Source organism: Paenibacillus taichungensis, from assembly GCF_013359905.1.
GTDB lineage: Bacteria > Bacillota > Bacilli > Paenibacillales > Paenibacillaceae > Paenibacillus > Paenibacillus taichungensis.
The window spans coordinates 240,168-254,440 of record NZ_JABMCC010000121.1; the positions used below are offsets into that span (position 1 = coordinate 240,168).

At 49.4% G+C, this 14,273-nt stretch carries 13 protein-coding genes; 5 read left to right on the forward strand and 8 right to left on the reverse strand.

The genetic code is table 11. The annotated features are described in order from the left end of the window. Positions 1-130: 130 nt before the first annotated feature. The 6 genes from HP548_RS28760 to HP548_RS28785 all read right to left on the reverse strand — a co-directional run bounded on the left by HP548_RS28760 (position 131) and on the right by HP548_RS28785 (position 6,613). A complete protein-coding gene (locus HP548_RS28760; RefSeq protein ID WP_076290259.1) occupies positions 131-1,078 on the reverse strand; it encodes an iron-hydroxamate ABC transporter substrate-binding protein in 948 nt (315 codons plus the stop codon). A gap of 90 nt (positions 1,079-1,168) precedes the next feature. After that, positions 1,169-2,185, reverse strand: a complete 1,017-nt coding sequence (locus tag HP548_RS28765) for a FecCD family ABC transporter permease (protein WP_076290258.1) — start codon at positions 2,183-2,185, stop codon at positions 1,169-1,171. A gap of 2 nt (positions 2,186-2,187) precedes the next feature. Further along, on the reverse strand, positions 2,188-3,159 hold the full coding sequence (locus tag HP548_RS28770) for a FecCD family ABC transporter permease (RefSeq protein ID WP_076290449.1): 972 nt from the start codon (positions 3,157-3,159) through the stop codon (positions 2,188-2,190). A gap of 202 nt (positions 3,160-3,361) precedes the next feature. Continuing rightward, complete coding sequence (locus tag HP548_RS28775; RefSeq protein ID WP_076290257.1) at positions 3,362-5,080, reverse strand: helix-turn-helix domain-containing protein; 1,719 nt, start codon at positions 5,078-5,080, stop codon at positions 3,362-3,364. Between the two features lie 33 nt (positions 5,081-5,113). Next, on the reverse strand, positions 5,114-5,863 hold the full coding sequence (locus HP548_RS28780; RefSeq protein ID WP_064640349.1) for an ABC transporter permease: 750 nt from the start codon (positions 5,861-5,863) through the stop codon (positions 5,114-5,116). Positions 5,864-5,872: 9 nt separating this feature from the next. Next, positions 5,873-6,613 carry an ABC transporter ATP-binding protein gene (locus tag HP548_RS28785; protein WP_076290256.1) on the reverse strand — a complete coding sequence of 247 codons (741 nt, stop codon included), beginning with the start codon at positions 6,611-6,613 and terminating at the stop codon, positions 5,873-5,875. Positions 6,614-6,841: 228 nt separating this feature from the next. Here HP548_RS28785 and HP548_RS28790 point away from each other — a divergent pair, with 228 nt between their 5' ends. Both HP548_RS28790 and HP548_RS28795 read left to right on the forward strand, forming a co-directional pair. Continuing rightward, positions 6,842-7,843 carry a Gfo/Idh/MocA family protein gene (locus HP548_RS28790; protein WP_076290255.1) on the forward strand — a complete coding sequence of 334 codons (1,002 nt, stop codon included), beginning with the start codon at positions 6,842-6,844 and terminating at the stop codon, positions 7,841-7,843. Positions 7,844-7,864: 21 nt separating this feature from the next. Continuing rightward, positions 7,865-8,485: a pyroglutamyl-peptidase I gene (locus tag HP548_RS28795; RefSeq protein ID WP_076290254.1), complete on the forward strand. Its 621-nt coding sequence runs from the start codon at positions 7,865-7,867 to the stop codon at positions 8,483-8,485. Between the two features lie 291 nt (positions 8,486-8,776). Here HP548_RS28795 and HP548_RS28800 read toward each other — a convergent pair whose 3' ends face one another. Both HP548_RS28800 and HP548_RS28805 read right to left on the reverse strand, forming a co-directional pair. Then, on the reverse strand, positions 8,777-9,619 hold the full coding sequence (locus tag HP548_RS28800; RefSeq protein ID WP_063568235.1) for a 1,4-dihydroxy-6-naphthoate synthase: 843 nt from the start codon (positions 9,617-9,619) through the stop codon (positions 8,777-8,779). After that, the gene (locus HP548_RS28805; RefSeq protein ID WP_175383578.1) at positions 9,616-10,488 is read right to left on the reverse strand and encodes a futalosine hydrolase; all 873 of its coding nucleotides are present in this window, start codon (positions 10,486-10,488) and stop codon (positions 9,616-9,618) included. Before HP548_RS28805 ends, HP548_RS28800 begins: the two co-directional genes overlap by 4 nt. Before the next feature lie 476 nt (positions 10,489-10,964). Between HP548_RS28805 and HP548_RS28810 the strand changes: the two genes are divergently transcribed. The 3 genes from HP548_RS28810 to HP548_RS28820 are packed head-to-tail and all read left to right on the forward strand — an operon-like array spanning position 10,965 to position 14,251. Next, entirely contained in the window at positions 10,965-11,354 is a 390-nt protein-coding gene (locus HP548_RS28810; protein WP_175383579.1) for a GntR family transcriptional regulator, read from the forward strand. Continuing rightward, a complete protein-coding gene (locus tag HP548_RS28815; protein ID WP_175383580.1) occupies positions 11,347-12,249 on the forward strand; it encodes an ABC transporter ATP-binding protein in 903 nt (300 codons plus the stop codon). The genes HP548_RS28810 and HP548_RS28815 overlap by 8 nt, the downstream gene beginning before the upstream one ends. Continuing rightward, positions 12,224-14,251, forward strand: a complete 2,028-nt coding sequence (locus HP548_RS28820; protein WP_175383581.1) for a hypothetical protein — start codon at positions 12,224-12,226, stop codon at positions 14,249-14,251. Before HP548_RS28815 ends, HP548_RS28820 begins: the two co-directional genes overlap by 26 nt. Positions 14,252-14,273: the final 22 nt, after the last annotated feature.

A 14,273-nucleotide genomic window follows, 5' to 3' on the forward strand; every position in this document is an offset into this window, starting at 1 on the left:
AGGAATACCAATTTGGATTCAAAAAAACCTCTGCTTTGAGCGGATGGAGAGAGCATGTTAGCTTACTCTGTTCCGATCTGCAAAGAGAGGTTTTTTGGTGTTTTTTTAAATGTTGTGCGTAAGGATCATTTTACTTCTTAGAAAACATTTCTTTGGCTTCATCCATGGCCATTTTATTGCCGATTGAAGAATAGTCCAACCAAGGTTGAGCACCGATTGGGTAGACATGACCTGCTTTGACAGCCTTCAGTCCTTGCCAGATCGGATTGTTTTGCAGTTCTTTGAACATGTTCTGAGCTTCATCATCCGAGTTCACGACAACGAAGATCGCATCTGCATCAAAGTCCGGCAGTATTTCACGTGAAACAACTTGATACGGTTTGGACGAATCGAATTCTTCAATGCCTTTAGCCGGAGTTAACCCCAGATCTTCATACAAAATCGGGCCCATTGGGCGGCGTGTACTGAATACACGCAGTTCTTTGGCGGTAACACGGATAGCCATTACGGTGCCGTCACCGATTGTATCGTGAATCAGGGATTTCACTTCTTCCGTTTCAGTTGCATAATCCTGAATGTATTGCTCTGCTTCTTTCTCGCGGTTGACCAGTTTACCAATGTCTTTCAGGTGGTCGCGCCAAGTGCCATCATCCAGATTGAAGACGTGTACAGGAGCAATTTTCTCGAATTTGGCAATATCATCACCGGAGAATTCTTCGTCCAGGTAGATGACATCTGGTTTCAGGGCAAGTAAGGCTTCCATGTCCGGGTCCTTAACGGGACCGAGCGGCGTTGTATTTTGAAGACGGTCAGCCACATGGGACAGGAAGGCTTTGGCTTCCCCGCCGATCACCGAACCAACCGGTGTAATGCCGAGAGACAGCAGGTCATTGGTCAGATGGATCGACATGGATGCAATGCGTTGATCCCCGGAAGCGGAATTGCTATCCTGTGTAGCGTTCGAAGTGTCCGTAGTAGAACCTTCCGACGCAGAAGATGAATTATTGGCGTTCCCGCAGGCTGCGAGTACAAGCACAAGACAGATGCTCATGAAGAGCATAAGGTTTTTCTTTAACATGGGTAATCTCAATCTCCTTGAACATCTCATGGATGTCGTTTTTATGTTGGGTGTACCGGTGAAATTTTTCGGATTGTTCCGATAAAGCCATTACTTGGTTCGTACCAGCAGGTATAAAAAGTAAGGTGCGCCTATCGCCGCGACCACAACACCTGCCGGAATAGAATTGGGCTGAAAGATCGTTCGCCCAACCGTATCGGCGGCAACCAGGATCAACATGCCGATGAGTCCTGCGGCTGGGATCAGATGGCGATGCATCGGGCCAACCAGTCTGCGGGCCAGATGCGGCGCCGCCAGACCAATGAATCCGATCCCGCCAGCCATGGACACACTGACGGCAGACAATGCTACCGTGCACAATAGTAAAATAACGCGTTGGGATCTGACGGGTGTACCAATACTGGTCGCGGCAGCATCTCCCAGATTGAAGGCATCCAGCGTTTTGGAGCGGCTCCATATGTACGAGATGCACAGCACAACCCATGGAAGCAGCGCCTGAACATGTACCCAATCTCTGCCCCAGACGCTACCTGCCAGCCAGCGGGCGGCGAAGGAATAGGTGTCTTCATCCAAACGCAGGGACAGATAGAGCGTCAGGGCATGGAAACCGGCTGCTACGGCAATACCCACCAGAATAAGCTTAATGGGGGATACTCCGTTATGTTGGTCATAGGATAGCAGCATGATAATTAATGCCGCGGCGACACTGCCTGCAAAAGCAAACAACGGAATCAGCAAGGCAACCGAACCATTCATGGAATGGGAGAAGCTTACGAATACCATCAATCCAAAAGCCGCTCCTGCATGCAAGCCGAGGATGCCCGGATCGGCCAATGGATTGCGTGTAATGCCTTGCAACGCTGCACCAGCCACACCGAGTCCCGCTCCGGCGAGCACAGTAACCAGAATGCGTGGCAGTCGATAGTCGAACAATACAATCTGATCATCCGGCGTTCCATAGCCAAGCAGGGTGTGAAGCACGGCTATTGGTGACAGGCGAATTGTTCCCGAGTTGAGGCTGATAACGATAACGGCACAGGCGATACAGAGCAGCGCAACGCTGACCGCTATGGAACGTTTACCTCGTGAAGGTGCATTGGTGTTCATCGCTATAGGGCCCTCCTTTCTTTACGGGCCAGATAGAGGAAGAAGGGTACACCGACAAAGGCGACCATAATGCCTACTGCCAGTTCCTGAGGCGGGTTCACAATGCGTGATCCCAGATCGGCGAGCACCAGCAAGACGGCTCCGAGCAGGGAGGACATCGGAATGATGAGTCGATAATCCACGCCAACCAATTTGCGAGAAATATGTGGAATGACCAGTCCAACAAAGCCGATCGAGCCTACAGCAGAAACGGATACGCCAGCCAGCACAACAACCGCCGTCAAGGCAAACAGCCTGGTCCAGCGGAGATTGATTCCGAGATTAATCGCAACTTCTTCTCCTAGCGACATGAGAGATATCCGACGGGCCATAGGTAAAGTGAGCACGAGAGTAACCAGTAGAACAGGCAGAATCAACTTCAGATGCCGCCATTCAATCCCCCCGAAACCACCCGCATACCAGAAGGCCAAATCCTGGCTCAAGTCAAAATATATGGCGACACCAGTGCTGAGCGAACTCAGCATGGCTGCAATAACGGCACCCGCAACGGTAAGCCTGATGGATGTCAGCCCTCCAGGGGCCGCCATTCCCAGCAGGAAAATGAGCAGCGTGCCAAGCACAGCCCCTGCAAATGACAGGAACATAATCCAGCCGTAAGGCAATCCCGGCCAGAAGGCGAAGCTGAGCGCCACGACAAAGGTAGCGCCTGCATTGATCCCCAGAATGCCGGTATCTGCCAGCGGATTACGTGTGATTCCCTGCATGAGCGCTCCCGCCACAGCATAGGCTGCGCCAATGACAGCAGCAGCAATGACACGTGGCAGCCGTAGTTCGTGAATAATCTGATGCGGCGTCAAAGCCGGGTTGTACTGAAATATAGCAGTCCATACGGTTTCCAGTGTCAGTCCCTTGGCACCAAGAGAAATGGCGACAAACATACTAAGCAGCAGTGCGGCAATGGCCGCCAAAAACATCAGGCCAACCGTCACTGCGGATTTTCGTGATTTGGATGGACGTTGTGACAATCCCGGATGTTGAATGCGGGTCACTCCTTTGGTACCAACAACGCATTGCTGTTGTTATTGATTATCATTATCAATTAGTGAACATTATAAAATCTTAATTCAGGCCCGTACATGGCATAAATTAAGATTATAGAGATGGACATTTTTTAGATTACAGAAATGCTGGTTTGTTCGTCAACATAGAGAGCGCTTCATCGAGCTGGATGTTGATGGAATACGGAGCGTATACCACCCATGAATTCCAGTCTATGACATGCACACGCCCAGCTTTTACCGCAGGATAGTTTTCCCACAACGGATCAACAGTAATCTGCTGTAACAGAGTAGTACGTTCGTGCATAGACGTAACCGCAATCAGCAGCACATCCGCTTCGAGGCCATCCCATTCTCCAGGCGTGAAGGACATCCAGTTGAATCCCACACCTTCAGGTTTGCCTGTCAGTTCTTTCTGAATTCGATCTGGAGGTGACAGCTGCAGGCTGCGGTAAAATACATGACCGAAGTTGCGATTGCTGTACATGCGCGGTCCTTTTGCAGTTAAGGTACAGATCGCCACGGTGACCTGACCTGCTGTATCTCTAATCTTTTTGCGAGCCCGCTCCGCCTTACGCTCATGCCGATCCAGCCACTCCTTAGCCGCTTGAGTACGATCCACGATAGAGGCTATTTTCTGCAAATGACCAAACATGTCTGTCTGATTCCAAGGGACGGTAATGATTGGAGCGACATCTCCGATATGTTCCATCGCCTTAGCGGCGGCGTTGTCCTTAGTCAGAATCAGGTCGGGATTCACATCAAGAAATGCCTGACGTCCCTGTTCCCATGGTTCATAGGCATGGAATGGCAATGTCAACGATTTGGGAACATGGGGCAGATGGCCCTGGATCTGCGCTGCACATGGTGTGATGCCAAGAGTCATCAGGTGATCGGTGTAAGGATAGGAGAGTGAGACGATATTTCGATGTACCTGCTTGGCATAGGAAGTTGGTGCATAACCGGCGTGATTTCTGAACCGGCGGCTGAAATAGAATTCGTCCCGATAGCCTACTTGGCGAGCTACGTCACGAATTCGCAGTTCTGAAGTCATAAGCAATTCCTTGGCCCGATTCATTCGTAAATGAGTGATATATTCGATTGGATTTTTCTGCATCCGGCCCTTGAATAGCTGTGAATAATACGACGGATGCATACCTGCCAGTTCGGCCAGCTTTTCCAGCTTGATTTCGTTCATATAGTTTTCCCGCATGTACTGCAAGGTGGATCTGAGCCATTGTTCAGGCTCGTCCTGTGCTTCCGCATGCACCGGACCTTCTTGTGGCCAGAGGGTATGAAGAAGATCGGTCAGAAGCAGCTGCACTTTCAGGCTGGTCTGTGAAGCTTCGGTTGTTAATTGTGCGGCTATTCGCTGTATCCCATAGTAAGGGCCCTGAATCCACCCTGTTACAGGTGAACCAAGCTCTCGCTCATATATTCGTCGTTCTTCCGTTTTCTCAGCAACCCGAAACAGATCGAAATGAATGATATACAATTCAATCTCATGGTCCGCATCAGAGAAAAGCTCCAGAGAAGTTCCTGGTGTAGACAAGAAGGCGGATTTACGAGTGACAAGGGATTCGATACCGTTCGCTACCAGCTTGCCCGTGAATTTATGCATGTAGACAAAGGTATGGTGAGGGAGCTCAGTCTGACTCCATTGCCAATGCGTATTCATGGTAACCAGCTCTGCCTGACGCAGTTCAAGCAGCGCATCGTTCAGAAAAGCATCCATTTCCGTTCGTGTCATGGATTCATCAGTGCGTTTCGGGTGATCCGGTTGGGTCAACGTGTTGGAGGTATTGCGGTTATTATTGGTGCTTGGATGGGTTAACATGGTGTGACCTCCTTTCCTCGCGAGGTTGATATATCATAGCGAGCGCAGCCGCATATCCGATGTAAACCACTGTCGGTACGTCATCATGCTGAGCAGAATGCTGGTAATGGCGGCTGAGCTTGTAAAAGCAAACACGATCAGAATCTGGTAACGCACGGCCTCAACCGGATCAGCACCCGCAATAATCATGCCTGTCATCATGCCAGGAAGCTGTACAAGTCCTACCGTTTTCATGCCATCGATCGTGGGAATCATGCTGGATTTTACAGAACGTTTCAATACGTCCTGAAAAGCACGTCTTGGCGTTGCGCCCAGTGCAAGCAGGGATTCAATCTCTCCTTTGGAGGACTCGACCTCGCGTTTCATCTGATTCAGGAACAGCCCGGACACTACCATGGCATTACCGATGGTCATCCCACTCAATGGAATAATGTATTGGGGAGTAGGCTCTACAATCCCAAGTCCCAACAACAGTCCCATCATGAGCAGCTCCGTAACCGTAATTGCAGCCGCAATATACAAGGAAATCCAGCGAAGTCCTTTGCCGCGTTTGCCAGCATTAATGGAGGCTACTATTATCATGAATCCGACAATGGCAATGATAAGAACGGGGTGGTCCGAGTTAAATATAAATTGAAGTACATATCCGACAAGCAACAGCTGTACAGCGGAACGAACGGTGCCTATAGCAATATCCTTTTCCAGATCAAGCTTCTGCCAGACAGAGATGAGCATGGTGACCATCACAAATATAATGGTAAAACTCAAAGCGATGAGTGACATGATTTCTCCTTATTCTGCCGCAGGGGCAGGGTGCATAATGAATTGTCTGGCCAAGTCAGTGGCCGGATTGTCAAAAAAATGAGCTGTCGGCTGGCGTTCCAGCAGTGTCTGATTGCCCATAAACCAGGTGGTTGTACTGAATGATTGTGCCTGTTCCTGATCATGGGTAACCCAGACGAGCGAAGTACCTTCCTGCTGGCTCCAGCGGGTCAATTGCTCTTCCACCAGGCGTGCGTTGGTCCGATCCAGGGAAGCAGTCACTTCATCCAGCAGTAGGACCTCAGGACGCAGCATCATGGAACGAATAAGAGCTATGCGCTGTTTCTCCCCACCGGAGAGGTCGATGGCCCGCTTATGAATATCAAGATTCTCCAATCCCATACCTGTAAGCAGGCGTCGGGCGAGATCCTGATCGTATGGCTGCCTGTGAAGCAGATGCACTGTTTTCAGGTTATCTTCCACACTGCCTGCCAGCATGACAGCTTGCTGTGCGACATAAGTCATGCGTGTGCGCCAGATACGAGGGTCCGAATCCCGATAAGAAATTCCTTTCCAGATCAGGTCTCCTTCATCAGGAATATCCAGCAGGGCGAGAATGCGGAGCAATGTGCTCTTCCCTTGGCCGGATGCACCGAGTATGGCAATACGTTCTCCCTGATCCACTTCTGCGTTCACATGTTCAAATAAAATACGCTGCTCGGTTAAACCGATACGTTTTACTAGTTTATCAATGGTTAAAAGTGTGGACAAAGTCGGGTCGTCCTTTCATCCGTGATCTGCAATCATCTTAGCAAAAATACGAAAAAATTGAAATGAGAGTGAATCTCAATTAGATCATTGAACTTAGAGCATGGAATGTAAGAGATGAAACGGGTCTGACGCAAGCGGTTCTTTTTGGTAAAATAAAGAAGACTCCGTGTTGGCCTAATCGAGATCGTGATCTTTTTAAAATATGTTGATATCAGGGGAGGCTTTATGATGACGAAAGTTGTTGGACGGGACAAAGTGAATTGGGGCATTATGGGTACAGGATGGATTGCATCCCAGTTCGCACGAGATCTGGAGCATGCCGGAAACGCCGTAAAAGCGGCGGTGGGTTCACGAACATCCGGAAGCGCAGAGAAGTTTGCAGCTGAATATGGTTTTGCACGCGCTTACGGTTCATATGAAGAGATGCTTCAGGACCCTGAAGTGGATATTATTTATGTGGCAACACCGCATCCGCTACATAAGGAAAATGTACTTGCTTGTCTGGAAGCGGGCAAAGCAGTACTCTGCGAGAAACCGTTTACGATGAATGCCCGTCAGCTGGAGCAACTGGTGGAGAAGGCGCGTGAGCGCAATCTTTTTCTTATGGAAGGTATGTGGACACGCTTTCTGCCACCAATCACCCAAGCGAGAGCATGGATTGCGGAAGGCAGAATCGGCGAGGTACGTTTGGTCAAAGCAGACTTTGGTTTCCGCGTAGGCTGGGAGCCGGAAGGCAGGTTGCTTAACCCGGATCTGGGTGGAGGTGCTCTGCTTGATGCAGGGGTATATCCGATCTCCTTCGCGTCCATGATTTTTGGCGAGCAGCCTCAGCATGTGTGGAGTACGGCGAACATTGGACAGACGGGTGTGGACGAACAGTTCTCCGTACTATTGTCTTATTCCGAAGGTCGTTCTGCATCGCTGAATGGGGCCATTCGTCTTAACTTGAGTAACGAAGCTATCATATATGGCACGGAAGGGTACATTCGTTTACCACTTTTCCTGGCAGGCAAAGAAGCTTATCTGCATGTGAACGGTCAGGACGAACCGGAGACATTTATCGATGACCGGACGTGTATTGGATATGCGTTTGAAGCGGAGGAAGCAGGTCGCTGCATCCTGGAAGGACGTACGGAGAGCAGAACGATCCAACTGGACGAATCCCTGGAAATCATGAAGCTGATGGACACGATTCGTGGGCAGTGGGGTCTGCGGTACAAATCCGAGTAAATAGACAGGAGTGGAAAAGCGATGGTGAAAATTCTGATCTCCGGATTTGAACCTTTTGGCGGGGATGCTGTGAATCCGACGGGAGAACTGATGGAGGCACTTGCGCATGAAGTGATAGAGGGAGCGGATCTGAAAACAGTGCTGCTGCCTGTACACTTCGATGAATGTGCGGATCTGCTAATCGCAGAGATGGAATCCTATCAACCGGATGTCGTCATCGCCTGTGGTTTGGCCAAAGGCAGGACAGCTATTACACCTGAACGGATTGCTGTTAATGTCAAAGATATTCCTCCTGGCTCCTATGCGGACAACCAAGGGCAGAATCCCGTGGACGAGCTCATAGTGGAAGGCAGCCCGGATGGCCTGTTCTCCACATTGCCGATTCGTGCAATGGTGAATAACATGGGGGCAGCAGGCATCCCGGCTGCGGTGTCCAATACGGCAGGCACGTATATTTGCAACAATACGATGTACCGGGTGCTGGATCATATTCGGTTGAAGCAGCTTCCGATTCGTGCCGGATTTGTACATTTTCCAGCTTCAACGGAGATGGCTGTGCTTCAGCCTTCGGTGCCGTCACTGCCCATCCCCATGATGCTGGATGCTCTGCGGGTTATGATTCGCACGGTAGTGGCGGAGTAATTGAGTTTGGATCAACATTTTGTATAGGTTTGGTTTGTCGTTGAATAAATTAATAAGGGCTGTCCTATTGTCATGAATATGACGTTATAGGACAGCCCTTTGTATTATCTAACGAAATAGAGTCACGCTAATGGGCGGGTTTCCGCAGATAATGGAACCTAACGAACTCCAGAATCGTTATTTTGCCGTTCATTTGTTTTTTCTGTCTTTTCACTGAGATTTATCCCCAATAGAAAATAGAAAAACGAGATTGATACAGCCTCATTGATGTTTTGTATTAATGCTGGCGAATTAGATCCGTAACAAATCCAGATCAAACTCGGGAACAAGTCCTTCTTTCATCGCTCGTCCAAGCAACGCTGTAATTGCACCGTAACCGTCATCGCCCAGGTTGGCGCTGAACTCGTTAACGTACAGGCCAATATGCTGCGCAGTTACATCAGGGTCCATCTCTTGTGCATGTTCCATAACGTATGCTTTGGACTCATCCGGATGCGCCCAAGCGTATTCCACTGAGGCACGTGCCCAACCTGCAAGAGCGTGAGCATCCAGGTTACGACGGGCGATGATTGCACCCAGCGGGATTGGCAGGCCCGTGTCGCTTTCCCACCAGTTACCGAGATCTGTCATAAGTTTGAGATCATAATTCTGGTACGTGAAACGTGCTTCATGGATAACCAAACCTGCATCGATCTTGCCATCCCGTACAGCAGGCATAATCTGGTCGAATGGCATAACGACAATCTCACCTACACCGCCGGGAACATTTTGTGCTGCCCAGAGACGGAATAACAGGTAGGCTGTTGAACGTTCGCTCGGCACGGCAACTCGGCGTCCCGAGAGATAGGCTGGATCGGTTGTACCGTTAGCGGTCAGAACCAGCGGACCACATCCTCTGCCAAGTGCGCCGCCCGCAGGCAAGAGCGCATAATCATTCAGCACATAAGGCAGTGCTGCATAGGATATTTTCATAACTTCAGGTGTATCTGGTCCATCCGGATTTGCCGCAAGGCCGTTGGTAATATCGATGTCCGCATAACGGACATCAAGCTCAGGTGCACCAGGAATCAGTCCATGCACCCAGGCGTGAAAGATAAATGTATCGTTAGGACAAGGGGAAAATGCAATTTTCATGATGTAAGTACCTCCCGTAAAATGGAACTTGCAGCCTGGAGCGCATCCAGAGCATCCTTGATGCGCCAGGCGTCGCGGTCGCGTGGACCGACCGCGTTGGATATAGCCCGCAGTTCGAGTGCTGGTATGCCGAACTGCTGGGCTGCAGTTGCTACGCCGAAGCCTTCCATGCCTTCGGCGGCGGCATCTGGCACGCGGCGCAGCAGCTCCGCGGCCGTCTCGGCAGTTCCGGTCGCCGTGGATACGGTGACCGCCGTGCCTCCGCTGACAGCGAGCCCTGCCCGCTGCAGCTCATGGCGCAGGCGCGCGGCAAGCACCGCGTCCGCCGCCACACGGGACGAGCCGAAACCGAGCTCGTCCACGCTGAGGAAGCCGTCTGGCGTCTGCGAGCCCAGATCGGCGGCAATCATAACGTCGGCCACCACGAGTGAGCCGACGTCCGCCCGGCCGGGGAACCCGCCGCCAATGCCGGCACTGACCACCAGCGTGTACGCTGGGGTCAGTCCGGTTCCGGCCAGGGGCCCCGGCCTTGAGGATGCGGCAGATGCTTGTGCCGCATCGGGTTCGCTTGGCGCGGCGGAGCCCTGCGCCAATGCATTTGCGCCAGCCGCTGCTGAGGCAAAGGCCAGCGCGGCAGCGGTTCCTGCTGCGGCCGAGGCAGGGCCTACACCAGCAGCAATCACATCAAAGTGCGCAGCTTGGTCACCCAGGCCGCGCAGTACAGCCTCTTTTTCCGCATCAACGGCGGTTACGATTAATACACGTTGTGTCGAAGCTGTGGATGTCGAGTTTGTTTCAAAGCTACTTGACAAGTTTGTAGTTTCTGGGCGATTACGATCTATAGAATCATTCTTTTTCTGTTCATTCATCCCGAATTCTCCCTCATGAGGTTTTTATAAAGCCATCTATAAAATATGTACGCATAGGCCAGACGGAGTGACAACTGTACTGACACGAGCGAAGCGAGCACGTGAACCAGCGAACGAGCACAACGTTCTTCTCCATCATAACGGAAGGGGAAAGATCAGAACAAGCTTTGAACGTATTTAGCCGAATAAGTGATTTAACGAACAGCAGCAATCCGTCCGAACCAGTCTGAACCCTGAAATTACGCGTTTCATATAACAGAATAATCTATTTTCACCTGGCTATATGTCACTTTGATCATATATATAAACCTAACGCGAATCATATAAGAAGTCAAAGTAAATGGTTGACAATCTGTATTAACTGTATTAATAATAGTAGTACAGTTAATACACCTTAGTGTTGGATACATACACTTCAAAATACAGTCATCGTTCATCAATAGGGTATTACAACTTTTATAGAGAGGAGGTGCGGGATGTTCGAATTGGATGTACGCAGCCGTAAGGCGATCTATGAGCAACTAGTAGACAAAATCAAAGAAATGATCGTGTACGGTGTTCTCCAACCCGATGAGCAGTTGCCTTCCGTTCGCACACTGTCCGGGCAGCTTACGGTTAATCCGAATACGATTCAGAAGGCGTACCGGGAACTTGAACGTGAAGGTTATATCTATTCATTGCAGGGAAAAGGGAGCTTCGTATCATCGTCCGTGGAACATCCGAATGCAGCCATGAGAGATGAAATCAGAGCCGCTCTGGTGAAGCTGATTGCGGAAGCTTCATATTCCGGTTTGAGCAAAGCCGATATGAAGCTTTTATTTGAGGAAGCGATGGCCCGTATAGAGAAGGGGGAGCCACATGATTGAGCTGAATCAGGTCATTAAGGCATTTGAACAGGAAAAAGCCGTTGATGGCGTCACGATGCAAGTACATAAGGGTTCGATCTACGGTTTGCTGGGTTCCAACGGGGCAGGCAAAACGTCGCTGCTCAAAATACTGGCAGGCATCTATCGTCAGGATAGCGGCACGGTTCGCATTGATGGACAAGAAATATATGAAAATATGGACCTCAAGGGACGTACCATTTTTATGGCAGACGCGCCATACTTTTTCCCGCAATCGTCCATCCATCAGATGGCTGCCTTCTATCGTTCGGTATATCCGCGCTGGAATGAAGAGCGTTTTGTACAGCTCGGCAGTGTATTTAAACTGGATGTGAAACGTAAACTGCATCGCATGTCCAAAGGCATGCGCCGTCAGGCAGCCGTATGGCTTGGACTTAGCTGCATGCCTGAAGTGCTGCTCATGGATGAGCCAATTGATGGGCTTGATCCGGTCATGCGGCAGCAGATCAAAAATCTGCTGTTCCAGGAAGCAGCGGAGCGTCAGGTGACGATTCTGATCTCGTCTCACAATTTGCGTGAGATTGAAGACCTATGCGACCATGTTGCCATCATGCACAAGGGCCGGATTATCGTAGAGAAAGATCTGGATGATCTGAAGGCTGATACACATAAAATTCAGGTCGCTTTCCGTCATCCTGATCATGCCAAGGCTATGGACGAACAGGTGAATATTTTGCATGAAGAGCAGCGTGGAAGTGTATCCCTGTTTATTGTGAAAGGTAATCGCGAGGTCGTGACGGAACGGTTCCGTGCATTTGATCCCTATCTGCTGGATGTGCTGCCGCTGACGCTGGAAGAAATATTTATCTATGAAATGGAGGATGCAGGATATGATATTCAACCGATTGTTCTGTAACCGGGGCATCCTGTTCCAAAATTTCAGGCAGCATGGATGGATCGGCATCTTGTACCTGATCACGTTGTTGTTTTCGCTACCGCTCCATATCGGTACAGAGTATCGGGATTTACCACAGCAAATTACGAGTTTGTTTCAGGCGAATGGAGAAGTACAAATTCTGTTTGCCATTACGTTCCCGGTAGCTGCGGGCATTTTTCTGTTCCGGTATGTTCAATCCGGTGCACCTTCAGATCTGTTCCACAGTTTGCCGCTGCGCCGAAAGCATCTGTTAACCGTTAATTTGTTGACAGGATTTATGATGATCCTGCTTCCGATCTGGATAACGACTGCCATTACAGGCTGGGTATGGGCAGCACTGGATCAGCCCGCATTTATATTCGAAGCTAGTTCAATCTGGATGTGGGGCCTCAGTATGAGCATCTACTCGTTGTTTATGTTCATGCTGACCGTGGTGGTTGGTATGTGCATTGGACAGTCCGTGTTGCAGGGACTCACCGTCTATGCGCTTCTATTGTTGCCTGTTGTTGTATGGTTCATTTTTTCCTTGCATCTTCAACATTACCTGCTTGGATATCCGTACGATGAGGTTGGGCGAAATGCAGAAAAAATATCTTTAGTTCTTCGCATGGCTTCGATTAGTGGAGCTCCTGTGATCGGTTGGGAACTCATTATTTATTCGATATTGACACTGTTATTCATCCCGTTGTCTTACGTATTCTATGCGAAGAGACAGGTGGAATCTGCTACCCAAGCGGTGACGTTTACGCTTGTTAAACCCATATTCCGATTTGGTTTAATGTTTACGCTGGTTTTAATTAGTGGAGCCTACTTCACCATTATTGCTCCAAGAGGATCATCGGGGTGGGGAATCTTCGGATATATCCTCGGTGGAATTGTCGGTTATATTGTTGCCGAGATGATTATTCGCAAGACATGGTTGATCTGGAGCAGCAAGCTGCTGCCCAAGATGGCTTTATATGGTATTGTGGCCGGATTGATTCTGTACGTGCCTGTTGCCAGTTGGAGTGGATATGCTGCACGAGTGCCTGAGTTGAACAAGGTCAACAGTATCAAGCTTGGTGGAGAGAGATACACTTATACTAACGGTGTTTCATCGAAGTTGGATGATGGCCCTTTCTATTCAAGTGATTCTGAATATATGAAAGCCGTTATTGCTCTTCATCAGAAGATTGTGGATTCTGATCTGTCATTGCTGGATGATCCCATCAATCCTGGTATGCGTAATGACGAGTATGTGTTTATTAATTACAAGCTGGATAACGGCAAGGTGATGAAACGCAAATATTACATTCCCGAAGCTGAGTTCCGTCAGGAATTGATGGCGCTGAAGCAGTCTCAGGCTTACAAAAAATTTGCATTTGATACGTATAAGCTGGATGAGGACGCGCTAAGTATTGGTATTCGCTCAACGGTTAGTTCATACCGAAAAGTATATATTAGCAATCCGAATCAAGTTCGTGAATTCAAGGAATTGCTGAAACAGGACATTATGGACCAGACTTACGAGGAACAACGTTCTCCGTGGCAGTCTTTTGCATACGCTGAAATGAATCAGGATTCCTCATCGAATGACCCTTCTCAACCCAAGGAGATGTGGAACTTTGAGATCAAACCGAGCTATGACAGGGTACTGCACTGGCTCAAAGAGAACAAATTATACGAGCAACTGGAATTTCCAGTAGATGAGGTGGCTTCCGCACAATTTGTAAAGCAGGAGATCAACAGTCCCGGAAATCCTCAGATGGTGTACCCTCAGTCAGAATATGTGGACGGGAATTTAAGTGGCAACAAACAAATCGCTACCAAAAATAAAAAAATTATCAGCGAATTGCTTCAACGTCAAAGGTCCGGTTATCAAACAGAGAGAGATACGCTCTATCAGATCAAATTGAATGTCACCCGCGGGGAGAACATCTATATGATACTGACGGAAGAGGACCTGACGGAAGAAATGAAAGCCATCCTGGCCGGACAGTAAGTTAATCTGCAAGCGGGAAGGG

What these genes read in the sequence shown, in the direction of transcription:
- HP548_RS28780 (WP_064640349.1), bottom strand. Translation starts at nt 5,863, where the DNA reads ATGTCACTCATCGCTTTGAGTTTTACCATTATATTTGTGATGGTCACC.
- HP548_RS28775 (WP_076290257.1), bottom strand. Translation starts at nt 5,080, where the DNA reads ATGTTAACCCATCCAAGCACCAATAATAACCGCAATACCTCCAACACG.
- HP548_RS28795 (WP_076290254.1), top strand. Translation starts at nt 7,865, where the DNA reads ATGGTGAAAATTCTGATCTCCGGATTTGAACCTTTTGGCGGGGATGCT.
- HP548_RS28765 (WP_076290258.1), bottom strand. Translation starts at nt 2,185, where the DNA reads ATGAACACCAATGCACCTTCACGAGGTAAACGTTCCATAGCGGTCAGC.
- HP548_RS28815 (WP_175383580.1), top strand. Translation starts at nt 11,347, where the DNA reads ATGATTGAGCTGAATCAGGTCATTAAGGCATTTGAACAGGAAAAAGCC.
- HP548_RS28810 (WP_175383579.1), top strand. Translation starts at nt 10,965, where the DNA reads ATGTTCGAATTGGATGTACGCAGCCGTAAGGCGATCTATGAGCAACTA.
- HP548_RS28790 (WP_076290255.1), top strand. Translation starts at nt 6,842, where the DNA reads ATGACGAAAGTTGTTGGACGGGACAAAGTGAATTGGGGCATTATGGGT.
- HP548_RS28820 (WP_175383581.1), top strand. Translation starts at nt 12,224, where the DNA reads ATGATATTCAACCGATTGTTCTGTAACCGGGGCATCCTGTTCCAAAAT.
- HP548_RS28800 (WP_063568235.1), bottom strand. Translation starts at nt 9,619, where the DNA reads ATGAAAATTGCATTTTCCCCTTGTCCTAACGATACATTTATCTTTCAC.
- HP548_RS28770 (WP_076290449.1), bottom strand. Translation starts at nt 3,159, where the DNA reads ATGTTTTTGGCGGCCATTGCCGCACTGCTGCTTAGTATGTTTGTCGCC.
- HP548_RS28805 (WP_175383578.1), bottom strand. Translation starts at nt 10,488, where the DNA reads ATGAATGAACAGAAAAAGAATGATTCTATAGATCGTAATCGCCCAGAA.
- HP548_RS28760 (WP_076290259.1), bottom strand. Translation starts at nt 1,078, where the DNA reads ATGTTAAAGAAAAACCTTATGCTCTTCATGAGCATCTGTCTTGTGCTT.